20 protein-coding genes, 10 tRNA genes, 1 rRNA gene and 1 pseudogene are annotated in these 21380 nt (G+C 48.2%); 1 reads left to right on the top strand and 31 read right to left on the bottom strand.

Translation table 11 applies throughout. The annotated features are described in order from the left end of the window. Position 1: 1 nt before the first annotated feature. From DYE26_RS31210 to DYE26_RS31155, 12 genes and pseudogenes are all read right to left on the bottom strand, one after another. Positions 2 to 1498, bottom strand: coding sequence for an ABC transporter substrate-binding protein (locus DYE26_RS31210; RefSeq protein WP_218032591.1), 1497 nt, complete (start codon positions 1496 to 1498; stop codon positions 2 to 4). Between the two features lie 469 nt (positions 1499 to 1967). Continuing rightward, the gene (locus tag DYE26_RS31205; protein WP_036620572.1) at positions 1968 to 2720 is read right to left on the bottom strand and encodes an ABC transporter permease; all 753 of its coding nucleotides are present in this window, start codon (positions 2718 to 2720) and stop codon (positions 1968 to 1970) included. Next, a complete protein-coding gene (locus tag DYE26_RS31200) occupies positions 2714 to 3493 on the bottom strand; it encodes an ABC transporter ATP-binding protein (protein WP_036620570.1) in 780 nt (259 codons plus the stop codon). The genes DYE26_RS31205 and DYE26_RS31200 overlap by 7 nt, the downstream gene beginning before the upstream one ends. Then, complete coding sequence (locus tag DYE26_RS31195; protein WP_036620568.1) at positions 3474 to 4487, bottom strand: ABC transporter substrate-binding protein; 1014 nt, start codon at positions 4485 to 4487, stop codon at positions 3474 to 3476. Before DYE26_RS31195 ends, DYE26_RS31200 begins: the two co-directional genes overlap by 20 nt. 353 nt (positions 4488 to 4840) lie before the next feature. Next, positions 4841 to 5080 (bottom strand): NifU family protein, encoded by a 240-nt coding sequence (locus DYE26_RS31190; RefSeq protein ID WP_036620565.1) that lies wholly within the window; start codon positions 5078 to 5080, stop codon positions 4841 to 4843. Positions 5081 to 5134: 54 nt separating this feature from the next. Further along, positions 5135 to 5565, bottom strand: a pseudogene (locus DYE26_RS34455) (AraC family transcriptional regulator ligand-binding domain-containing protein); the annotation flags it as partial. A gap of 315 nt (positions 5566 to 5880) precedes the next feature. After that, on the bottom strand, positions 5881 to 6456 hold the full coding sequence (locus DYE26_RS31180; protein ID WP_036620563.1) for a PadR family transcriptional regulator: 576 nt from the start codon (positions 6454 to 6456) through the stop codon (positions 5881 to 5883). A 152-nt stretch (positions 6457 to 6608) separates the two neighbouring features. Continuing rightward, positions 6609 to 8003 (bottom strand): MDR family MFS transporter, encoded by a 1395-nt coding sequence (locus DYE26_RS31175; RefSeq protein WP_036620560.1) that lies wholly within the window; start codon positions 8001 to 8003, stop codon positions 6609 to 6611. 43 nt (positions 8004 to 8046) lie between these two features. After that, positions 8047 to 8397, bottom strand: a complete 351-nt coding sequence (locus DYE26_RS31170) for a VOC family protein (protein WP_036620559.1) — start codon at positions 8395 to 8397, stop codon at positions 8047 to 8049. A gap of 336 nt (positions 8398 to 8733) precedes the next feature. Further along, positions 8734 to 9378 (bottom strand): LysE family translocator, encoded by a 645-nt coding sequence (locus DYE26_RS31165; protein WP_036620557.1) that lies wholly within the window; start codon positions 9376 to 9378, stop codon positions 8734 to 8736. Between the two features lie 23 nt (positions 9379 to 9401). Further along, on the bottom strand, positions 9402 to 10001 hold the full coding sequence (locus DYE26_RS31160; protein ID WP_036620555.1) for a hypothetical protein: 600 nt from the start codon (positions 9999 to 10001) through the stop codon (positions 9402 to 9404). Between the two features lie 252 nt (positions 10002 to 10253). Then, positions 10254 to 10865, bottom strand: a complete 612-nt coding sequence (locus DYE26_RS31155) for a TetR/AcrR family transcriptional regulator (RefSeq protein WP_036620553.1) — start codon at positions 10863 to 10865, stop codon at positions 10254 to 10256. Positions 10866 to 11015: 150 nt separating this feature from the next. Between DYE26_RS31155 and DYE26_RS31150 the strand changes: the two genes are divergently transcribed. Next, the gene (locus DYE26_RS31150; RefSeq protein WP_036620552.1) at positions 11016 to 12302 is read left to right on the top strand and encodes an FAD-dependent oxidoreductase; all 1287 of its coding nucleotides are present in this window, start codon (positions 11016 to 11018) and stop codon (positions 12300 to 12302) included. A 117-nt stretch (positions 12303 to 12419) separates the two neighbouring features. On the opposite strand, the gene DYE26_RS31145 is transcribed toward DYE26_RS31150, so the two are convergent. The 19 genes from DYE26_RS31145 to rrf form a co-directional block, all read right to left on the bottom strand. Beyond that, positions 12420 to 13343 carry an alpha/beta hydrolase gene (locus tag DYE26_RS31145; protein ID WP_036620551.1) on the bottom strand — a complete coding sequence of 308 codons (924 nt, stop codon included), beginning with the start codon at positions 13341 to 13343 and terminating at the stop codon, positions 12420 to 12422. A gap of 32 nt (positions 13344 to 13375) precedes the next feature. Beyond that, the gene (locus tag DYE26_RS31140) at positions 13376 to 14599 is read right to left on the bottom strand and encodes a CynX/NimT family MFS transporter (RefSeq protein ID WP_036620550.1); all 1224 of its coding nucleotides are present in this window, start codon (positions 14597 to 14599) and stop codon (positions 13376 to 13378) included. Between the two features lie 75 nt (positions 14600 to 14674). Continuing rightward, positions 14675 to 14914: a NifU family protein gene (locus DYE26_RS31135; protein ID WP_036620548.1), complete on the bottom strand. Its 240-nt coding sequence runs from the start codon at positions 14912 to 14914 to the stop codon at positions 14675 to 14677. 44 nt (positions 14915 to 14958) lie between these two features. Then, positions 14959 to 15174: a hypothetical protein gene (locus DYE26_RS31130; protein WP_036620545.1), complete on the bottom strand. Its 216-nt coding sequence runs from the start codon at positions 15172 to 15174 to the stop codon at positions 14959 to 14961. A gap of 57 nt (positions 15175 to 15231) precedes the next feature. After that, on the bottom strand, positions 15232 to 16629 hold the full coding sequence (gene sufB, locus DYE26_RS31125; protein ID WP_036620544.1) for a Fe-S cluster assembly protein SufB: 1398 nt from the start codon (positions 16627 to 16629) through the stop codon (positions 15232 to 15234). A 41-nt stretch (positions 16630 to 16670) separates the two neighbouring features. Further along, positions 16671 to 17954 carry a Fe-S cluster assembly protein SufD gene (gene sufD / locus DYE26_RS31120; protein WP_082207701.1) on the bottom strand — a complete coding sequence of 428 codons (1284 nt, stop codon included), beginning with the start codon at positions 17952 to 17954 and terminating at the stop codon, positions 16671 to 16673. 44 nt (positions 17955 to 17998) lie between these two features. After that, a complete protein-coding gene (sufC, locus tag DYE26_RS31115) occupies positions 17999 to 18778 on the bottom strand; it encodes a Fe-S cluster assembly ATPase SufC (protein WP_036620541.1) in 780 nt (259 codons plus the stop codon). Further along, on the bottom strand, positions 18759 to 19280 hold the full coding sequence (locus DYE26_RS31110; RefSeq protein WP_036620538.1) for a MarR family transcriptional regulator: 522 nt from the start codon (positions 19278 to 19280) through the stop codon (positions 18759 to 18761). The genes sufC and DYE26_RS31110 overlap by 20 nt, the downstream gene beginning before the upstream one ends. Before the next feature lie 794 nt (positions 19281 to 20074). Continuing rightward, positions 20075 to 20154 (bottom strand) — tRNA-Leu (locus tag DYE26_RS31105). A gap of 8 nt (positions 20155 to 20162) precedes the next feature. Beyond that, positions 20163 to 20236, bottom strand: a tRNA-Arg gene (locus tag DYE26_RS31100). Between the two features lie 6 nt (positions 20237 to 20242). Then, positions 20243 to 20317 (bottom strand) — tRNA-Gly (locus DYE26_RS31095). 14 nt (positions 20318 to 20331) lie between these two features. Then, positions 20332 to 20404: transfer RNA gene (locus DYE26_RS31090), tRNA-Lys, on the bottom strand. Positions 20405 to 20442: 38 nt separating this feature from the next. Further along, positions 20443 to 20519, bottom strand: a tRNA-Asp gene (locus DYE26_RS31085). Positions 20520 to 20598: 79 nt separating this feature from the next. Beyond that, positions 20599 to 20672, bottom strand: a tRNA-Met gene (locus DYE26_RS31080). 18 nt (positions 20673 to 20690) lie between these two features. Then, a tRNA-Val gene (locus DYE26_RS31075) sits at positions 20691 to 20766 on the bottom strand. A gap of 52 nt (positions 20767 to 20818) precedes the next feature. Further along, positions 20819 to 20890: transfer RNA gene (locus tag DYE26_RS31070), tRNA-Glu, on the bottom strand. Positions 20891 to 20907: 17 nt separating this feature from the next. Then, positions 20908 to 20999: transfer RNA gene (locus DYE26_RS31065), tRNA-Ser, on the bottom strand. Between the two features lie 59 nt (positions 21000 to 21058). Continuing rightward, positions 21059 to 21131, bottom strand: a tRNA-Asn gene (locus DYE26_RS31060). Positions 21132 to 21136: 5 nt separating this feature from the next. Beyond that, positions 21137 to 21253, bottom strand: a 5S ribosomal RNA gene (gene rrf / locus DYE26_RS31055). Positions 21254 to 21380: the final 127 nt, after the last annotated feature.

The following is a 21380-nucleotide window of genomic DNA, read 5'->3' as shown; positions in this document are numbered from 1 at the left end:
ACTAGTTCCCCCATGTCCATTCGGTTATATTGCCGAACAACGCCCATTCATGACCATGAGAGTGAACCGGCTGTTTGCCGAGATCCAGCTTTTCATCGGCCAGATACAAGTGGTCTACACGGAGCAGCCAAACGATCGGGGCGTCCCCGATTCCGCTGAAACCTGTCTGTCCGTCCCATTGCGCCAGCTTCCAGTATTTATTGGCCTCCTCCTGCGTGGTTGCCGTAAGCGCATGATCCAGGTACTCATCCACTTTGGCATTGCGGTAGTTGGACATATTGTTGTAGCCCGTGTCGATGACCTTGGAGGAATTCATGGTATACAGCTGGTGAGGATGATGCCTTCCGCCTCCCCATGCTACTGCGGCGGTTTTGCCTTTAACGTAAATTTCGTCCCAGGTGGCGCCGATCAGATTGATCTTGATGCCCAGTTCCCTGGCCTGGTCGGCAACGGCCAGCGAAAGGTCGGTGCGAAGCTGGTCGCCGGAACTGTAGAACATGTCAAACTCCGCCTTCAGGCCGTCTTTTTCCACAATGCCATCCTGATCGGCATCCGCCCAGCCGCCGCGGCCCAAAATTTGCTTCGCCGCTTCAATATCGCCGTCTTCTACAACCGTCTCTTCGTTAAACCAGGGCATATTATCACACAGGCAGTATGCTTTTTGACCGTATCCGCCCAGCGCTACATCCAGCAATTTCTGGCGGTCAAGCCCGATATTCAGCGCCTGGCGGATAGCCAGATCGGAAGTTACATCATTCCCGGCTTCCACTTCTTTGTCATTCGTTTTTCCCTTGCCGCCGCTTGGCACGGTGGGCAGCATGATTCCCCGGGAATCGATGCTTTCGAATGTGCGAAGCGTCATCCCTGGAACCTGTTGTTCCGCAAAGGTTGGCGGGACATAAACAATGTCCGCTTGCCCGGCTTTTGCCGCGGCCAGAGCCGCGTCTTCCTCCAGCAGCAGAAAGGTCAGTTTTTTGAACTGAGGCTCTTTCCCATACCAATACGGGTTATAGTCCATAATGATTTGTTGACCGTCATTATATTGAACGACCTTATAGGGCCCCGAACCGATCGGATTGTCGGAATATCGGTCGTTATAGTGAGCCTTGGGAACAATCCCGATCTCGGTAAGTTGGCTGACAAAGGTGGATCGCGGCTCGTTCAGATGAATGACGATGGTATTCCCGTCCGCGGCTTCGATCGACTTGACGAAAGACAAATCGAATTTGATGCCGTCTTCCTTGAGCATTTCGTACGTAAACTTGACATCCTCGGCCGTTACGGATTCGCCATTGGAGAATTTCACGTCTTCACGGAGCGGAAAAGTCCACGTTAGTCCATCCGCGCTGACGGAATAGGATTTGGCCAGATCTCCAATGAAGTTCAACTCGGAATCAATGGTCAGCAATGAACTGTGAGTCAGACGAATCTGGGCGTGCGTTCCCCAGCCCTTCTTCGGGTCGAACATCCCGATATCCACTTTTCCTACAGCTAACACTAATTCCTCCTTGACCGTATAATCATTGGGGCGCGCAGACGCATTTTCATGCCCGGTTGGTTCGGAAGAGCAAGCAGTAACAAGCAATAACATAATCAATAAGTACGCGAAATCAGGCAACGCCCTTCTTCCAAGGAACTTTCTTTCCAATATTCTCATATCTTCCTCCATGGGATAAATTTTTGTAGAGCCGGCATGGTCAAAGACGCAGAAATTCTGTTGCCCCCTCCATAATAGTAATAATTACGATTTAACGACTTAATTGTAATTATTACTATTATTAGTGTCAATCATTATTTCTTGTCTACCACAAAGGCGATGTCCCAGCCCCCGGTAAAACATAGCTCCCTTGCAGATGATCCCGGCCGTAACAGGAACCAACAAAAAAATAGCACCCCCGCCTGTTTTAGGTTGAGGTGCTATTCACGACTTTTTATATCAAAACACAACGGGTTATCAGCGCCTCATCCTACGTCCGCCACTTCATGAATCGGTAGTCCAGCAGGTCCACCAGCAGGAACAGGACGAAGCCCACCAGACTGAACAGCAGGATACCGGCGTACATTTGCGGATAATCCAGCCTCAGCCAGGCATCCATAATAAAGAAGCCCATTCCATGTTCGGTGCCGTAGATTTCAGTAAAGAACAGGACCGAAATGGCCGTGCCAAGCGAGATGCGGATCGTGCTGAGGATCACGGACAACGCGCCGGGCAGGGTAATATGCCAAAATTTCTGACCTGCCCCTGCGCCAATGCTTGTCAGGACATCATAGGTGCTCGCCGGAATGGCTTTTACCCCGTCCCGTACGGAAATGATAATCTGGAAAAGCAGGATCAGCATAATCATGAGAATCTTAGAAGTCTCGCCAAGCCCGAAGAACAGCATCGCCACCGGGAGCAAGGCGATCTTGGGCACCGGATAGGTCAAATACACCACTGGGTCCAGCAGCTTGTTCCAGAGCGCCGAACGCCCCATCAGAAGCCCGATCATCAGGCCGACGACCAGCGCCAGCAGGACTCCGGCAAAAATACGCATCAGACTATAGCCGACATTCAGCACAATATCCCTTCCGCCGAGTTGTCCCATCGCCTGATAGACCCCCAGCGGACTGGGCAGCATCGGATGATGCACCAGCAAATACGCCGCGTACCAGACCGCATTCATTCCCAAGAACACAAGCAATATTCTAAAAATATAGTTGAGCCGCCGTTTATTCACCATTTCTCCTGCATTACCTTTCTGATTCTCTTGATCTGGGTAAAAAAGGCATCACTAGCCCGCTTCTCCCCATGCTCCAGCCCAAATACCGCCTCATTGTCAATCATCTCCGGCGCCTCGCTCTTGCTTGACGGGAGCACGATGATTTTCTGCCCCAGCAGAATGGCCTCATCCACATCATGCGTCACGAACAACGCTGTGGCCGGGTTCGCCTGCCAATGCTCCAGGAACAATTGCTGCAGCGTTTCCCGCGTCATGGCATCCAGCGCAGAGAACGGCTCGTCCAGCAATAAAATAGACGGCACAATCGCAAACGCCCGCGCAATGGCCACCCGCTGCTGCTGGCCCCCGCTCAGCGACAGCGGATAACGCTCCGCCAGCTCCTGAATGCCCATCGCAGACAACCAGCGGTCAATCTGCGCCTCTTGGGCCTGCCTGTCCTGCCCCTTAGGATTAGCGATCTTCATCGCTACCCTGATGTTGGCCTTCACCGTCTTCCAGGGCAGGAGGCCGTAATTTTGCGGCACCAGACCGATCAGAACGTCCTGTCCGCGCAGGGACTGTCCATTGAACAGCAGCTCGCCCCGGTATTCCGGCAGGAGGCCGGACACGGCGCGCAGCAGCGTGGATTTCCCGCTCCCGGATGGCCCCAGAATGGTATAAATCCCATGCTCCGGCAGGGTGAAATCCACTCTGCCAAGCGCCAGCTCCCCGCTCTTGTATTCAACCTCAAGCTCCTTTACGCACAGTCCGTTATTATTTCTTGAACTGGACATCGGAGATCACTTCTTCGGGGGTGATGTTTTTGGTCAGCAGGCCCTGCTCGCGGGCCCAGGCAAACGCCGCCTCGACCTCTTTGACATCGACCTGATTGGCCGGGATGTAAGCCGGCACCTCGATTTGGTCCTTCAAGGTTTCCGGGTAGCCGACCTCTTTGATCACCAGGTCGATGTAATCCTTCTGGTCATGGGATTGCATATACGCTACCGCATCGTCATAGGCCGCGTACATGGCGCGGATCGCTTCCGGCTTAGCAACAATCGCGCTTTGCGGGAAAGCCAGCACAAACGGGTTCACCTGGGCCTGGTTCGTGGAGCTAAGCACGCGTAAGCCTGACGCTTTCCCCATCGTGACGAACGGCTCCGGCAGAATCGCGGCGTCCGCTTTGTTATTTTTCAGCAGCTCCAGCCGGGTGGGAATTTGCGGCACCTCCGTTATATGGATATCCTTCTCCGTCAGACCGGCCTGCTTCAGCATCATGGCAACGGTGTACTGCGTGGAGGTGTTTTTGGATAGAATCACGGTTTTCCCCTTCAGATCTTTCACATCCTGAATCTTGTTATTGCCGGTCAGCAGATCGAATTCCCCGAAGGTCGTGCTGGTGATTTTTACGTTCAGCCCTGCTTCATTGTAGATCGAAATGGCGACCAAATCGGCGCTTAGCCCGTCAACTTTCCCTGCTTGAAAAGCTACGTCGCGGTCTTTGGCGCTTTTGAACGTCTGAATGTTCAGGTTCACCCCACGCTTCTGATCAAAGCCCTGCTCATGGGCAATAATAAACGGAATCGCATCAATCGAAGGCAGGAGGCCCAGCGACAGCTCCGGCAACTCCGCCGTTGTATCTCCCGTATTCCCCGTCGCCGCCGCGGCGTTGCCCGCGCCGCCCGTGTTGGCATTCTTCGTCTTGCTTCCGCACGCCACGCCCACTATGCTGACGACAAGCACCAGCGCCAACAACATCATCATTTTTCTTGTTGCCCCAAACTTCATGGTTGTCCCATCTCCCCTATATGTCTATGTAGATTTGGCATAGCGATATGCCCGCTTTACTTGAGACCTCTCCCGCTAACTTGCACTTTTATTCACAAGCAGTATTACAAATAGACCATTCGTCCAGTAGCCTCAAGTAATGCCATTTTACACCCATCACTGCATTTTGTATATTTGCAAATTTAAATAGTTTACAAAAAAACAGATTGGGCCACGAAATGCTGCTCATCAGCTTTCCCCGATAAAATTCTGCGGATGTCATCCTCATGATGAAAAATGGTATGATTATTGAAAAAGGAACCCTTAAAGAGTTCCTTTCCGAAGATACCTTCTATGCGGATTTATATAACAGCCTAGTATACTTGTACAACTTCTTTAATATCATCGATTTCCTCAAGAATTGCGCGCTCAATAGCGGCCTTTAACGTAATCGTAGCACTTGGACAACCGTGGCAAGCTCCCAAAAATCTTAATTTGGCTACACCGTTCTCAGCCTCAACCAGTTCAGCATCTCCACCGTCACGCAGTAAGAAAGGACGTAATTTGAGAAGCACTTCCGAGACTTCATCGAATAAAATTCCATTCTCCTCCATTATGCCACCCTCCTCTCATTGTTTTAACAACAGTCAATTCCTTTTTCATTCCGGAGCGAGCGTAATGCCGACAAGCACCTGCGGTCCGGGGAGTTCGGCATGCCGCCACTCCAATTCAATCGAGCATTGCTCGCCTTCTTCCTGAATCCGCAAGGTTTCCGGAGGGCACATTTGCTTATAACGCACCATTCGGTTCAGCGCATCCCGGTAGTCGCGGGCGTGAAAGGTCGCCAAAGCAGCCGGCGGATACTGAGCGGTCTCGTACGCGGTCGCAAGTTTAACGTTCCCTTAGCGATGTTCCCGACTAATTCGGAATAGGCTTGCCAGATGGAATAATATTGTGCGGTCGTGACGAACGGTTCGGTGATGACGGTTAGCGGCAGACGTGCTTGGCGCGCTACCGCAATGGGTTCTACCCCTATTCCCCCCAGGCTGGTCCAGAAATCCGGCGCAATCTTGATTCGGTCTACAGAAGGAGCGTTCATAGTTGGTAATCGACCTCCAAGGACAATGTCCAATTGCATTCATCCACGGAGACCGTGGACCCTTAATTCTTCTGATTATAGCCTAAGCGTACGGGTGAGGCCACCCGGTTCATTCCGAGTAGATCACTGACAAGTCATCGACAGAAAATCATATATTCCGATTTTAGATCACTATGTTATATTGAATGACTTTCAACCAAATTTTCCGAAGAGCCAGAAAATAAAAGCTGCGTGAGGAATAAACAAAGGGGCCAAGCCTTTTTAGCTCGCGCCCCCCACCCTATTAATGATCTGCTATCCTTAAGCCTTTCAATTTCACTCCCGCTCAAGCCCTTGTCCATCCACGCGATGGCTCTCGATTAACTGCATAACCCACGTTTCATCAAATCGAAGCTTATCCAGCCGATGCCGGAAAAAGATCTGAATATATTTCTGCTCCCCGCCGGGAATCCGTTCGTCTTTGCTCGCATATTCCAACCGTTCTTCCTCGTGGCGGATTTCATAACGCAGGTAATCTTTGTATTGATGCAAAATTAAAAACTGCAATTCCTTGCTGATCAGTTCAAAATTTTTCAGTTTCGTATAAAAATGCAGTTCGTAATCCGGCGAATATGGAATCGGTTCTTCCATCAACCGAAAAAAACGTATTCTGCCTTCGTCCGTAAGTTTATAAGTCTTTATTTTTTTTCCTTTTCCTTGTTTGGCACCCTCCGGTTGCTCATCGGGAACCTGTTCGATCAGCCCATCCGCAAGCATGCCGTGGATCAGCGGATAAATCGCCCCCCAGCTGACTTTTCGCGTAGGACCAACGATCCCGTTCAAAATCTGATGCAGCAAATAGCCGTGCATCGGGTTATTCATCAATTCGCCGAGTATGAACAATTCGTACAAACGAAAGGCCCCCCCTTGTAAGTTTACTGCTTTTAAGCAAACAACAGTATAACATACGGCTGCCTGAAAAAACAGAAAAGCCGCAGGTCGCGGCTTTTCCAGGCCGCATCCGTTTGCGGCCGGTTCCGGTATTTCGCTTTATTACCCTGCCGTTACGCCGAATGCTGCTGCGCCATCACTTGGCGGTGTTTCGGCAAGAATGATACGGCGAGCAGGTTCGCAATCGCGATCCCCAACATGAGCAGAAAAACGGCATGCATTCCGGCAGTCAGCTCCGTTTTGGAGCCGATTATGGTTACATACTGGTTGTAAATCATGCCGAATACCGCGATGCCGACCGTTTGGCCCAGCGCACGGGCCAGCATGCTGGAAGCGTTGGCGACGCCGCGTTTTTCCCAGCCGACGACCGATTGCACGACAACGGTGGAGGGCGTCGCAACGAACCCCATTCCCAGTCCGATTAGCACGAGGATACCGATCCAAAATACGTAGGGCGAGTTCATCTGAAGCGCAATCAGCCAGATGGAGCCTGCCATGACCAGCGAAGAGCCGAATACGATCGATGCCTTCACCCCGACCCGGTACATGAGCCGGCCGGCGATGTTGGAGGCGAGCGGCCAGGCCAGCGACATCGGCATAGCGATCAGGCCCGAGCTTGTCGCGGAATTGCCGAGCACGGATTGAATCCAGATCGGCGAGTACACCGTCAACCCCGTCGTAATGCTGAACGTCAGAAAACCGCTGACATTGGTGACGTTCAATACGCGGATCCGGAAAATCGATAACGGGATCATCGGTTCCTCCGCCCGTTTTTCAATCCAGAGGAACAACATAAAACATACGGCCGATGCCGCGAACAGCCCCACGATCACCGGGGAATCCCAGGTATGCCGGGACCCGCCGCTCAGTAGCGCATACAACAGCGCGGAGAAGGCAATGGTAAACATAATCGCGCCGAGGTAATCGATTTTTTTCGCCTGACGTTCGATCGGCTGGTGCAAAAATACGACGACCAGCAGCAGGGCGATGATGCCGATCGGCACATTGATGTAGAAAATCCATCGCCAGGAAACTTGATCGACGAAGTAACCTCCGATTAGCGGGCCGAGAAGGCCAGCCACGGACCAAACGGACGAAAAGACACCCATCATTTTGCCGCGCTGCTTGCCCGAGAACAAATCGCCGATGACGGTAAAGCACACGGGCGCAAGCGCCCCGGCGCCAAATCCTTGCAAAGCCCGGAACCCAATGAGCCCCGTCATCGATTGCGCGGCTCCGCACAAGATGGAACCGAGCACGAATAAACCGATGCCGGCGGCGAACACGGGTTTGCGCCCGAACAAATCGGCGAGCTTGCCGAAAATGGGCGTCGCCACGCAGGTGGTCAACGTATAAATCGCAAACACCCAACTAAACAGCGTCTCGCCGTGCAAATCCTTGATCATATGCGGGGTAGCGGTGGCGACGACGGTCGCATCCAAAGCGCCAATAAACATCGCCGCCAGCAGTCCGGCGACAACCATGTTGACGTTGGTTTTCGAGGCCATGCGGAAAACGCCTCCTTACATTTTCTTTATGCCGCCCTTTGGTTTAACGATTGCAAACCAAGTAAAGGGTATTGCCTTCAGGATCGTTGAAATGCACGACATTGGCCGCCTTGCCTTCCACGGAATCGTGGAATTGAACGCCGCGGGATTTCAGCGTTTCGATGGCTGACTCCATGTCCTCCACCTCAAATCCTATGGACATGCTGCCCGATTTTTCCGGAAGGGAACCTTGTTCTCCGGCAAGATGCAGGAGACCGATCGTCAATCCAGGTGCCGCGATTTGCGCAAAATGCCCGTCACCGTGCTGCAGCTCCAATCCCAAGGTTTCGGCGTAAAATTTTACCGCCTTTTTCATATCCGCTACCATTACAGTCACATTGCCGCTTTTGAACATCTTATATTTCCTCCTTATTCGTTTGATCGATTTTATTATATCAAAATAATATAATAAGTAAACATATCTTTTTGATATATTCTATGAAAAAATGGTGAGGAGCTACGTAATAAAGAGAACGCCAAAGGGCGCTTTGTCTATCCGGGCAGCCTTGCGTCGCCCTCGATCCTGCTGGACGTGATGTGCCTTTCTCAATGATGGGAGACGTATGCTAGACTAAAACAGCCTTAGCCCGATGAGAAACTCGAGCTAAGGCTGCTGACATTTTGTTTTATTCCACCGTCTACTTGACGATATCACTAAAGGACGGCATTCAATCTTGACGTTATCCCATCATTACTGTCTTTGGAATGCGACCTTTAGGCCAAGTCCGATATAGATTGCTCCGACGAATTTGCTGCTTAGCCGGCTTATCCGGCTTATCCGGCTTATCCATGTCTTCCGTTTAACCAGTTTTCCAAGCGCAGAGATACTTAGTACAATTGAGGTTGTATACAATGCACTTAAGATCACAAAGACGACACCAAGGATCAAAAACTGCGTGGTGACTTGACCTCGTTCGTGATGAACAAATTGAGGCAAAAACGCCAGAAAAAACAGAGCCGTCTTTGGATTAAGAACTTCTGCAACAGTTGCCGAAAAGAATGACTTTAAAGCTCCTGCCGTTTTAACCATTGGAAGTTGCGGATCTGATGGCTTACTCATCATTTCGCGAACTCCCAAATATAGTAGGTATACCGCTCCTGCATATTTAACAATATTGAAAGCTAGAGCAGAGGTCATCAGTATAGTGGAAAGCCCGACAGTAGCAAATAAGGTGTGAAGAAAATCCCCGATTGCGATGCCAAGCCCTGCCATAATGCCTCCTTTTCGCCCGTTTTGAACTGTACGAGTAATGGTAAGAAGAACGGCTGGTCCTGGAATTAAAAATAGAAGAATGACAACGATAACATATGCCAATAACGTTGAAAAATCCGGCATCGGGCCTCCCCCTTCAAAAGCACTCAAAGTGAGATATTGTTACGGCTTTGCAACCATTGTTCGAATTCTTCGGGTGTGCTCACTTTATGGTCTAATACAGCCGTATAGATATCAAAGCTTTTCACCTGTTTACCATACTCGGCTCTCGATGCCCAGACGGTTTTGATCCGCAGGATAGAGAGAATCGCCTCTTCATGAAGACGACCGGGCAACGTACGAATATGCCGCAGATCAGGTTGTTTCTCAGGATCATCAACGAACCAAATATCCAGTGACCATTGGTTCTCGCTTTTAGATAAGTAATCCAATCCAATAAAATACCCGTCCGGGTAAGCCGGATCGGTGTTCCAGCTACCGGTATCGTTCATAAATTTCATCCGCCGAATCTGGGGATTCAATATCAATTGCGAAGCAATTCGAGAGATTACAGCAATGTCCAACTTGGAACAAACGACCGTCATATCAAGGTCTCTCCAAGTCATTAAACCGAGTGCCGCACTTCCAACTTTGACCGGCATGCCGGCTGCTTTTAGCGACTGGATAAGGTTCAATTCTTCCGCCACTGCAGCGGCCTCCGCTTGCAGCTGAAATTGACGAGCAAGCAGATCTTCACGTTCTACCATTTGTTCACTCCCTCTTGACGCGCTCATGCCATTTGTTCCTATAGTTTTTGGCTATAGTGGTCAACCGCAAAGCCAAAGATGACTTTCAACATAAATAAAAGACAAGTGATCAAAATATAAGGCGGGACGTGTCAATAGAATAACCGTTAAAAAAGGTGCCCCTTAAGCTGATCGATTGTAAAACCGTAAAATCATAGCACAGTCCAGTCAGCTCATACTGGGACGAAACCCATTCATGCTCCAGATGAGAATTCACGGTTTCGAAAAATATAAAATTGCCGGCAACGCCACATGATCAACAATCTCTTCCAATTTCTGATGCGACACCCATCCATTTTCAAGCATAAACGTATAGCGAATTTGCTCAAAAAGAATGAGTTTGGTCGCTTTAGGTGGGAGCATTGTGATTTCTCCCCGTTGTACGGCCTGTTGAAGAACGTAATCCATAATCTTAATATTGGAATCCGTTGCTTCGGCCAACATCTGGCTTGTCCGTTCTCGCTCCTGCTGGCTAATCATCTCGGAAAACAGCATTTTAAATAATTTAAACGGTCCATTGTCGGACTCCAAAATAAAATGCTGACCAACAGATACTAAATGATCACGGAGACTGCCCCTGTCGAAATCCAGACTCTTGAATATCCCTTCCGATTGTTGCATCCGTTGTTGGACAGCTGCAAACACTAAATCAAACGGAGTTTCCCAATAACGATAAACCACCGAGCGACTGGTATTCGCCTCACGAGCAACACGCGCAAAATTAATCGCACTGTACCCTTCCGTCTCCAGCAGACGATACGTTGCTGCATAAATATCATTTTGTAATTGGTCGCCGCGGCGGCGGCTTTTATTTGATTTCGTCATCACTCTTTCTCTCCTTGTACGTTCATTATACAGCAAACTGTATCTTAAATAAATAAGATCCAAACGTGTATCTAATTGACTTTTTAAGATACATTAATGTATCCTAATTATAAAATAAGATACAGTCATGTATTTAAGGGAGAGATAATCATGAAAGTTATTGTTTTAGGAGCATCGCACGGGGGGATTGAAGCGGTTGAAGCGTTACGGTTGATGTGTCCGAAAGCGAACGTTCAATGGTATGACAAAGGAGACTTCTCCTCCACTTCGGCCAAGGATCTTGAAGCCATTCAACAACAAGGAGTATCCATCTTCAGCAACACTGAAATAACTAAAGTAGAACCTGGCAAACACCAAGTGGAAATATTCAATCATATGACAGGGGATACGCGAACGGAGGGTTATGACAAAATCATTTTAAGTCCTGGTGCAAAGCCATTTATTCTTCCTGTCCCTGGACAGCATTTAAAAAACATCGGTACGATGAGCAGTCGACAAGATCTATTCAATATGAGAAAACATGCTGCAGATCCAGATATTAAAAACGTTGTAATTGTTGGCGCAGGATACATTGGGACGGGAGCAGCTTCATTATTTGCCGAATCAGGGAAAAAGGTTACGTTAATGGACATCAACAATCGTCCTTTAAGCTCCTATTTAGATCAAGAATTTACGGATGTACTTGAAAAAGAAATGAAAGATCGAGATGTGGAATTGGCACTAGGCAACTCGATCATCGAATTTGTCGGTGATGAAAATGATCGAGTCATCGAGGTTGTAACTAAAAAAGGCACCTATTCAGCTGACCTGGTCATCTTGTCTGCCGGCAATCGTCCCAACACGGAATGGTTGCGAGGCGCAGTGGAATTATTGCCGGATGGCAGAATTAAAACAGATGAATACATGCGTACAAGTGATCCCGATATTTTCGCCATTGGGGATGCAACAACGGTTTGGTACAATCCCGGTAAAATGCGGATGAATGTTTCATTAGGAACCAACGCGCGTCGTCAAGCACATTATGCAGTAAAAAACTTATACGAAGCCATTCATCCGCTTCCTGGTGTACAAGGCTCTTCAGGTGCGCATATTTTCGATTATTATTTCGCTACAGTTGGTTTGAATGATAAAACGGCAAAAAAGCTTGGCATTGAAATAAAATCCGTCTACTTGGAACAAGGGACAGCCCTGTTTTCTCCGGGGACGACCGTTATGTTCAAGCTGGTTTACGATCCAACAACTTTAGAGATTTTAGGGGGACAAATCATGTCTAAAGTTGATTTGACTGCTAATATCAATACGGTCTCCCTTGCGATTCAAACCGGATGCACATTAGAACAATTGGCCTATGCCGACTTCTTCTTTCAGCCAGAATTAAACACACCATGGAATGTAATAAATACGGCAGGATTAAAAGCATTACTACAAGAGAATTAATAGGTTATGGATTACCCGTTTGCTTCATGATCTTCCCTGACCCTGCATCATGTTGCCGCTCAGTTCCCCTGTCGGGAAACGAGCGGCTTTCTCTTGACCTTACAAAAGTTATTTACTTTAATTAAATTCCTTCTTAACAAAGTCAATAAGCTTGGACTTCAAGGCATCACCGTGCTCTCCCCTATGGTACATATCTGTTCCGTGATAACCACTCTCATCCACAATTAGCTCTTTATCCGTTGCTCCGGATGCTTGATATAATTTGCGCACTTCTTGTTCAATTGAGCCTCCATAATCGCCAGGTGAAAAAACAAACATGGATGGTGCTTTAATCTTCTCCACGCTCGGAATGGCATCAAGGGGCCCACATTGTGCAGGAGAAGAAAGAATAATCAGCCCCTCAATAGGCAGCGCCTGACGAACGCCTGCAATGATTGCTGTACTACCGCCACATGATGCTCCCGCCAAAAACACTCTTTTTGCACCCCATCGTTCGAGTTCACTTAAGGCAGCATCTGCATCACGATCTATATTCTGATTATCCTCCGGAAAATCCTGTGAGGCACCATGATTACGATATTCAGGAATAACCACCAGATACCCGCTGTCAGCCAGTTCAGTTCCCATGTCAAGAAAAGAGCAAATGTTATAGCCTTGCTCGTGTGCAAGCAGGACTCCTTTATCTCCGCTGCCAAGCACAAGTGCAGACAGATACACCCCATCACTGGTTGTTAAGGTAGTTGCTTTATCGCGCAGCTCATCCGGAACACAACTATTCACAAGATGCCCGTTAGAAGACTTCACCGAACGATCCGGCCAGGCAGGATCATATTCAACCGGTTTGTTTGGGGGGATGTTCTTCACTTCGGCAACTGGTGTTTCAGGCACAGCATTTTCTACAGGTTTCGTATCTTGAGGTTGATGAGATAGAGATTGATTTTCATTTGAAGATATCGGCATTGGGGTGGTGCATCCTGTAATCGTGACTAGTAAAAGGAGCAATCCAAATACCATTTTTGTTCCTTTAGAAAATACGTTCATTGATTTTTCTACACCTCCAACCATTACTGAAATTATAAGTGATTATTGAGCTCACCTACAAATCGGTTTCGTGCTGAACCTATCCCAAACACAAATAGGAAGACAGAAGCACTCAGTAATATAAGGAGTGGCAGGGTCCAGTTCTTCGTTATGTCATGCAAAAAACCAATGAGGGCCGGCCCGCTTGCCGCAAAGAGATATCCGATCGATTGCGCCATGCCGGATAGTTCAGCAGCCTGATGAGCATTCTCAGTACGTAAGCCAAAGAACATCATAGCCAAACCAAAGGCGAATCCTCCGCCAACTCCGAGCATGATGACCCATAACAAAAGAATAGAAGAACTTCCGTAAAGCAGCCCGAGTATTCCCGTTATAAGCAAAATCGCCGTGATGATCACTAACGATCGTTGGTTAGACATGCGACCAGCAATAACGGGCACAATAAAGGAAAATGGAAGAGGAGATAATTGCATGATCGAGAGATACCATCCAGATCGACTGGAGTCAATCCCCTGCCCATGTAAAATTTCAGGCAACCACGCGATAAGCACATAGAATATCATGGACTGAATGCCCATAAACATCGTTACTTGCCAAGCAAGGGAGGAACGCCAAACATTCACCTCTCTCTTCACCGTGTGCTCACCGGAAATCGTTGTTGGCTTGATTTGATTTCTTAACTGCGGTAACCAACAGAGGATGGACACAACACAGAGGATCCCCCAAATTCCCAACGCACCTTGCCATTTCAAACCTGCTCCAACTGCTAAGGGCACACTGATTCCTGAAGCGATGGCTCCGCATAAGCTCATTGAAATCGAATATACGCCTGTGATGGCGCCGATTTGATGAGGGAAATCACGTTTGATGATGCTGGGTAATAATACATTACAAACTGCAATTGCAGATCCAAGTATGGCTGTCCCAAGATATAAGTCTGCTGCCCCTGATAAAGAACGTATTACAATGCCAACGATTAAGAATAGGAGGGCAATCAATATGATGAGCTCAGCTCCAAATTTCCGTCCCAATTTAGGAACTAGAGGCGATAATAAGGCAAAAGCAAGTAAGGGTACCGTCGTAATCAAACCTGCCAGAGTATTTGAAATCTGAATGTCGTTCCGTATAAAGCTCACTAAAGAACCGACTGAGGTTAACGGTGCGCGTAAATTAGCTGCAATAACAATAATCCCCAGAACCATCAGCCATGTCGTAGCGGCTTGATTTTTCCTAACTTTCTTGATTGGATTCGGCATTTTTTCCTCCTGAATGTCATCTCATGATGAAGAAGAGTTCTCTTTCGACGATACCTTCTTATCGTTCATTGAAATTTAGAATACTTGTACAACCTCTTTAATATCATCAATTTCCTCAAGAATGGCGCGTTCAATAGCAGCCTTTAATGTGATCGTCGCACTTGGGCAACCGTGACAAGCTCCCAAAAATCTTAATTTGGCTACACCGTTCTCAACCTCGACCAATTCTGCGTCTCCCCCGTCACGCAATAAGAAAGGACGTAGCTTGAAAAGCACTTCCGATACTTCGTCGAACAAAATCCCGTTATCCTCCATAATGCCAGCTCCTCTCATTGTTTTAACAACATGAATTCATGCCTTTATCGTTCCGGATGGTCGGATTGATCCTTTGCCTTTTTGGTAAGAGAGGCCTCTTGATCTGAAAGTTCCATTAAAATCTTATAAATGGGATCCGTAGGTATCATCACACCACAACTGGCACTCAGTCCTAGGAGCATATTCAGATAGAATTGAATTTTCTTTTTCTCGCGAGTAATTTGCTCTAATTCTGAGATGTCCGAGTTATTTTTCTTCATTAAAACACACCCCATGCCACCTAATAAGTAAAACGCTTGATGGGTGTAAGGAATAAATTAACCGATGCTTCCTTCCATCTCAAATTGAATCAGCCGATTCATTTCAACGGCATATTCCATTGGCAATTCTTTGGTAAACGGCTCAATAAAGCCCATTACAATCATTTGTGTGGCATCCTGTTCTGTAAGCCCTCGGCTCATTAAGTAAAATAATTGCTCCTCGGACACTTTGGATACGGTTGCCTCGTGCTCCAAAGTAATCTGATCGTTTTTAATTTCATTGTACGGAATGGTATCTGATGTTGAGAGATTATCCAAAATCAACGTATCGCACTTAATATTGGATTTGGACCCTGCGGAATCGCGGCTGAAGCTGGACAACCCCCGGTAGTTGACTTTGCCGCCCTGTTTGCTGATAGATTTGGATATGATCGTAGAGGTTGTCTCGGGAGCAAGGTGAATGACCTTCGCGCCGGCATCCTGATGCTGATCTTTACCGGCTACGGCAATGGAAAGGATGGACCCCTTGGCTCCCCGTCCTTTCAAGATTACAGCCGGATACTTCATTGTTGCCTTGGAGCCGATGTTGCCGTCCACCCATTCCATTGTGGCGTTTTCCTCTGCCACAGCCCTTTGGGTTACCAAGTTGTAGATATTAGGAGCCCAATTCTGGATGGTTGTGTAACGGACACGGGAATCTTTCCGGCAAATAATTTCGATAACTCCGCTATGCAGGGAACTGGTACTATAAATAGGTGCTGTACATCCTTCAACGTAATGGACAAAACTCCCCTCTTCGGCAATAATTAATGTCCGCTCGAATTGGCCCATATTTTCGGAATTGATACGGAAATACCCTTGTATCGGAACCTCACACTGAACGCCCCGCGGAATGTATACAAAGCTGCCGCCCGACCAAACCGCACTGTTAAGCGCCGCAAATTTATTGTCGGCGGGCGGGATGATCGTACCGAAATATTGCTTGAACACTTCAGGATATTGCTTTAAGGCCGTATCCGTATCAAGGAAAATAACGCCCTGCTCCTCCAGTTCCTTCCGCATACTGTGATAGATGACTTCCGACTCGTATTGAGCGGATACGCCCGCCAGGAACTTTTGCTCCGCCTCAGGAATCCCCAGCTTGTCAAAGGTGGCTTTAATCTCGGAAGGAACCTCCTCCCAGGTCTTCCCCTGTTTTTCAGAAGGGCGAACGTAATATTGGATGTCATCCAGATTTAGCCCGGCCAAATCCGCTCCCCACCCAGGCATTGGCATTTTGTAGAATTGTTTCAAAGCTTTCAGCCGAAAATCGAGCATCCATTCCGGCTCTTCCTTGATTCGGGAAATTTCCCGGACAATCTCTTCAGTCAGGCCTTTTCCGGATTGAAAAATAGACTGGTGCTGGTCTCGAAACCCATACTTATATTCGCCCATATCCGGCGCTTTTTTAGCCATTAGTAACACTCCTTTTAACCTTTCAGGACTCATTTGATTTGCTAGGATCTGCCAAGCTTGCTCTCCACCAAATCTTGCAGACGACCGCGAACTCCCTCCAGCGGAATTTCCGAAATGACAGGAGCGAGGAATCCGAAAATAACAAGATATTCAGCTTCACTCCGTGATATCCCGCGCGACATCAGATAATAGATTTGTTCCGCATTGACCTGCCCCACGGATGCAGCATGGCCAGCGGTTACATCATCCTCATCGATCAGCAGGATCGGATTGGCATCGCCGCGCGCTTTAGGACTTAACATAAGCACGCGTTCGGTTTGCTGACCATCGCAATGGGTAGCGCCTTTTTCAATCTTTGTAATTCCGTTGATAATGGCGGTAGCTTCCTCAAGCATGACGGCACGCGTAATCATCTGGCTCACCGAGCTTCTGCCAAAATGCTGGGCTTGCGTGGTGTAGCTCGATTTTTGAATGCCCGTGCCAATCGCAATCACCTTCGTGTCGGATACCGACCCATTGCCTTGAAGCAATGTCTTGGTATCGCTGGCGGTATTCCCCTTATTCATTTCGCCGATAATCCATTCCACCGCGCCATCGGCAAGAACAACCGCTCGCCGCTCGGTGAAATCCGTTGTTCCTGCAGCAAGCTGATGAACCGAAGCGACTTGCACCTTTGAGCCTGCCCCCGCGAAGACTTCAACCACACCGTTATGCAACGCCTTAACATCATCCCCGCTCGACAAACAATGATCCACATAAGTGACCTTGCTGTTGCTCCCGGCCACAATTAAGACGTGAGGAGCGAAACGCACCCCGCTGGTATCGTTAAGAAAGATCGCCTGAATCGGCGCTTCAACCTCGACACCGTCCGGGACATATAGGAAAACGCCGCCACTCCATAAGGCGCTGTGTGCAGCAGATAAACGATGCTCTTCCGGCTTCACTGCCTGATAGAGATAACGTTGAACCAATTCCTCATGCTCTTTTGCCGCAGTGTGCAGGTCCGTTAAAATAACTCCCCGGGCGGCTAAGCTCTCGGCCAATTCCGTATACACTACATCCGAATTGGCCTGAACGATCAGTCCGCCTTTCACTGGAGAAGCAGCCAAACCTCGAACAACCTCCGGCGCCTCTTCCAAACTTGACCACGGCTTCTCCGCTTTGTAATCTCCGGTTTCGTAGAGATCCCATTTCTCAAGTTTCGTTTTCTCCACTTTAGGCAGCTCCAGCGTCCCTGCCAGCTTGAGTGCCTGAATCCGGCGTTCCAGCAGCCAATGAGGCTCACCTATAGCACTTGACCAAGCACGTAAAGCGTTCGCGTTCATTAAATTTATGGCTTGTGTCCCCACTTGCTTTTCCTCCTCAGCTTTTAAACTTCTTCTGCCACTGTCTCATCCGTAATCCCAAGCTCCTCTTTGACCCAATCGTACCCTTCAGCCTCCAGACGATGGGCAAGCTCCGGGCCGCCGGATTTGACAATCCGGCCTTGCATCATGACATGCACAAAATCCGGAGTGATATAATTCAACAGGCGTTGATAGTGGGTAATGATTAAAAAACCTCGATCCGGGCTGCGCATCTCATTAACACCATTAGCCACAATACGCAGAGCATCAATATCAAGCCCGGAATCCACTTCGTCCAGAATCACAAACTTGGGTTCAAGCAGCATCATTTGCAAAATTTCATTCCGCTTTTTTTCGCCGCCGGAGAATCCCTCATTCAAATAACGATGCGCGAATTCCGGATTCATCTCCAGCCCTTTCATTTTGCTCTCCATTTCACGGATAAAACGGATTAGGGAGATCTCATCGCCTTCTTCACGCCGTGCATTGATGGCGCTTCTGAGAAAGTCCGAGTTCGTTACGCCGGCAATTTCACTAGGGTATTGCATCGCGAGAAACAAGCCCGCCCGGGCACGCTCATCCACCTCCATCTCCAGAAGGTCTTCATTGTCCAGCGTCACCTTGCCATCCGTAACTTCGTATTTGGGATGGCCCATTAAGGCCGAAGCCAATGTGCTTTTTCCCGTCCCATTAGGTCCCATAATCGCATGAATCTCTCCGCCATGAATCTCCAGTGTGAGCCCTTTTAAAATCTCTTTCCCTTCAATCTTGGATCTCAAATCCTCAATCTTTAAGGTCGTCATTCTCCCTAACTTCCCTTCCGTAGAGTTGTTCGGCACGCGCCAGCAAATCACTCATAAATTTTCCGATCGTCTGTAACTCCGTCTCAGAATAGGATTCGATAAATCGGTAGAACCCCTCTTCTTTCTCTTGATGCAGCTTTTTATGCAAATGATAAACACGTCTTCCCTTATCCGTTAAGCTAAAATAAATCTCCTTCCGATTGTTGTTCAGTTGACTTTTCATAATAAAGTCCGTTTCCAGCAGCTTTGAACAAATATTAGTAATGCTTGCTTTGGACAAATCCATTTTCTTCACAATTCCGGTATGGTTTATAGGTTCATAATCACCAATGCAATCGATAACGTGTACACTTGTAATATTGTTAGAAAGCATGTCGATCTGGTGCTCTTTGGCTTGTTGCCGAAACAGGTCAATTTCATGTTCCGTATACAACTCGTTCAGATGCAGCATTTTTATATACTGCTCGTAAAGATGACCTTTAAAATGATTTGGAAACTCCAATTTCGCAATCCCCCTCTCTTATAGTTAGCAGACCAAGTTCAGTGACAGCACCAGACTGTTATCCTTTTTGTTCAGTACTGAACAAAATTTATATTAGCATATATGATAATGATAATCAATATCATTTGTGTTCCGTAAGACAAAATTCTGAAGACGTTTTTCATTGGTTCGTTATCATTGTCATCGGCCCGCCAAGGGAGCGTATTTCTTCGGTTTCATCACCAACGTCCTTCTGTTAGGCAGGTCTCCTGCCAAGAATGAACCGACCAAACAACAGCAGCAAGATACCCTCCGCCAGATCAAAACTGTGAAAAGAGGAAATCGGAAAGATTTTTGAATTTGAAGATCAGCTAAGTCTTATTCGTAGCACGGTAGTCTGAGATTAACTCCGTATTGGAGTTTAAGGAATTGCGAGGAGCAAGCAGTACGGGATGAGCCGGAGGATAAGCAACAAGCTGAAAATTTGGGTAAATCCGAAAGAATGGAACACTGATCCCTGATAAAAAAGAAAACCGCTCCAAAGGAACGGAATTTAGTAAGCTTGCTTATGTCAATCTTCAATAGTTCGGACAGAAAATTCGGCAGCTTCGCCAATGGATGAACCATCTATCCCCATCCTAATTTACGCTTTAAACACATCTCGCAACAACAGCCAATAAATCCCCCTACTTGGGGTATAGCGCAAAATGTCTATGTCTTCCGCTCAGACGATGGCCGGAAAACTAAATATAAAATAAAAAAAGCTCATCAGAGAATTTAATTCTCTAAATGAACTAATTATGGATGAAGTATGATGCCGGTGAAGGGACTCGAACCCCCACGGTTTCCCTCACGATTTTGAGTCGCGCGCGTCTGCCAATTCCGCCACACCGGCAAAAAATACGCGCCCTAAGAGATTCGAACTCCTGACCTTTAGATTCGTAGTCTAACGCTCTATCCAGCTGAGCTAAGGGCGCAAATCATGGAGCGGACGACGGGAATCGAACCCGCGACCCTCGCCTTGGCAAGGCGATGCTCTACCGCTGAGCCACGTCCGCATATCAAATTAACGTGAGCCATGAAGGACTCGAACCTTCGACACCCTGATTAAAAGTCAGGTGCTCTACCAACTGAGCTAATGGCTCGTACAAAACAAATTTCTCATCCCTTTTCAAGGATGAAATGGCGGAGCCGACGGGATTCGAACCCGCGGTCTCCTGCGTGACAGGCAGGCATGTTAGGCCTCTACACCACGGCTCCACACTTGGATAATAACATGGGGTCCCCGGAAAGTAATCGGAATAAGCTGCAAAGCATTGCTTCACTTTTTGGGGATAAGTTGCGGGGGCAGGATTTGAACCTGCGGCCTTCGGGTTATGAGCCCGACGAGCTACCGGGCTGCTCCACCCCGCGTCGATAAAAATGTTCTTATGGTGGAGGCTAACGGGATCGAACCGCTGACCCTCTGCTTGTAAGGCAGATGCTCTCCCAGCTGAGCTAAGCCTCCATGGGATACTTTAGTTTTCCCTACTTGATGCACTAAGCATTAATGAAAGCAATGACCCGTAGGGGATTCGAACCCCTGTTACCTCCGTGAAAGGGAGGTGTCTTAACCCCTTGACCAACGGGCCGCAATATAAATCCAAGCTGGCGGAGAGAGAGGGATTCGAACCCTCGAGACGCTTGTGACGCCTACACGATTTCCAATCGTGCTCCTTCGGCCAACTCGGACACCTCTCCATAAGAGTTGGTCTCCCCGGAAAGCACCGGAATGTCGATCCGCTTGCTTTCCGGGATAACTCCCCGAACAGGACTCGAACCTGTGACAACTCGATTAACAGTCGAGTGCTCTACCGACTGAGCTATCAGGGAACATTGCTTGGCGGCGTCCTACTCTCCCAGGACCCTTCGGTCCAAGTACCATCGGCGCTGGAGGGCTTAACGGTCGTGTTCGGGATGGGTACGCGTGGAACCCCTCCGCCATCGCCACCAAACGATTCAAGGTTAATCCTTGAAAACTGGATACGAAACTTGATTTGCGTGTTAGCCCCTATTCAGTTCCCGGGGTCCCCGAAAAGTAATCGGAATTACCTACGAAGCCTCGCGTCACTTTTTGGGGTA

Origin of the sequence: Paenibacillus macerans (genome assembly GCF_900454495.1) — a bacterium.
GTDB lineage: Bacteria > Bacillota > Bacilli > Paenibacillales > Paenibacillaceae > Fontibacillus > Fontibacillus macerans.
This window is presented reverse-complemented; position numbering and strand designations above follow the sequence as displayed.

Bases quoted from the DNA above. Each gene is read 5' to 3' on its own strand.
- DYE26_RS31205 (WP_036620572.1), bottom strand. From the start codon at position 2,720: ATGGTGAATAAACGGCGGCTCAACTATATTTTTAGAATATTGCTTGTG.
- DYE26_RS31200 (WP_036620570.1), bottom strand. From the start codon at position 3,493: ATGTCCAGTTCAAGAAATAATAACGGACTGTGCGTAAAGGAGCTTGAG.
- DYE26_RS31195 (WP_036620568.1), bottom strand. From the start codon at position 4,487: ATGAAGTTTGGGGCAACAAGAAAAATGATGATGTTGTTGGCGCTGGTG.
- DYE26_RS31190 (WP_036620565.1), bottom strand. From the start codon at position 5,080: ATGGAGGAGAATGGAATTTTATTCGATGAAGTCTCGGAAGTGCTTCTC.
- DYE26_RS31175 (WP_036620560.1), bottom strand. From the start codon at position 8,003: ATGGCCTCGAAAACCAACGTCAACATGGTTGTCGCCGGACTGCTGGCG.
- DYE26_RS31170 (WP_036620559.1), bottom strand. From the start codon at position 8,397: ATGTTCAAAAGCGGCAATGTGACTGTAATGGTAGCGGATATGAAAAAG.
- DYE26_RS31165 (WP_036620557.1), bottom strand. From the start codon at position 9,378: ATGCCGGATTTTTCAACGTTATTGGCATATGTTATCGTTGTCATTCTT.
- DYE26_RS31160 (WP_036620555.1), bottom strand. From the start codon at position 10,001: ATGGTAGAACGTGAAGATCTGCTTGCTCGTCAATTTCAGCTGCAAGCG.
- DYE26_RS31155 (WP_036620553.1), bottom strand. From the start codon at position 10,865: ATGACGAAATCAAATAAAAGCCGCCGCCGCGGCGACCAATTACAAAAT.
- DYE26_RS31150 (WP_036620552.1), top strand. From the start codon at position 11,016: ATGAAAGTTATTGTTTTAGGAGCATCGCACGGGGGGATTGAAGCGGTT.
- DYE26_RS31145 (WP_036620551.1), bottom strand. From the start codon at position 13,343: ATGAACGTATTTTCTAAAGGAACAAAAATGGTATTTGGATTGCTCCTT.
- DYE26_RS31140 (WP_036620550.1), bottom strand. From the start codon at position 14,599: ATGCCGAATCCAATCAAGAAAGTTAGGAAAAATCAAGCCGCTACGACA.
- DYE26_RS31135 (WP_036620548.1), bottom strand. From the start codon at position 14,914: ATGGAGGATAACGGGATTTTGTTCGACGAAGTATCGGAAGTGCTTTTC.
- DYE26_RS31130 (WP_036620545.1), bottom strand. From the start codon at position 15,174: ATGAAGAAAAATAACTCGGACATCTCAGAATTAGAGCAAATTACTCGC.
- sufB (WP_036620544.1), bottom strand. From the start codon at position 16,629: ATGGCTAAAAAAGCGCCGGATATGGGCGAATATAAGTATGGGTTTCGA.
- sufD (WP_082207701.1), bottom strand. From the start codon at position 17,954: ATGAACGCGAACGCTTTACGTGCTTGGTCAAGTGCTATAGGTGAGCCT.
- sufC (WP_036620541.1), bottom strand. From the start codon at position 18,778: ATGACGACCTTAAAGATTGAGGATTTGAGATCCAAGATTGAAGGGAAA.